1 protein-coding gene is annotated in these 299 nt (G+C 58.2%); it reads left to right on the forward strand.

Annotation, left to right across the window (positions count from 1 at the left end):
- Positions 1 to 299, forward strand: a 299-nt coding sequence (locus HOC_RS20825; protein ID WP_035542854.1) for an efflux RND transporter permease subunit, incomplete at both ends; no start/stop codon positions are given.

The raw sequence follows: 299 nt of genomic DNA on the forward strand, positions 1-299 counted from the left end.
TGAACTGCAACCGCGCGATCAGTGGCGCGAAGGGATGTCTCCGGAAGACTTGCGTACGGCCATCTCGGAAAATCTGGAATCGGTGCCAGGTATCGTTGCAAGCATCGGGCAGCCGATTGCCATGGCGGTCGATGAACTCATCACCGGAACACGTGCTGAACTGGCGGTAAAGATATTTGGGCCCGACACGGAAATCCTGTTGGACAGGTCGCAAGTGCTCCAGACACTCCTGCAGCAAGTTGACGGCGCTGCTGAAGTCCAGGCCGATCAGATCACCGGCGCACCGCAACTCGTGGTGA

The sequence above is a fragment of the Hyphomonas oceanitis SCH89 genome, from assembly GCF_000685295.1.
Classification (GTDB): domain Bacteria; phylum Pseudomonadota; class Alphaproteobacteria; order Caulobacterales; family Hyphomonadaceae; genus Hyphomonas; species Hyphomonas oceanitis.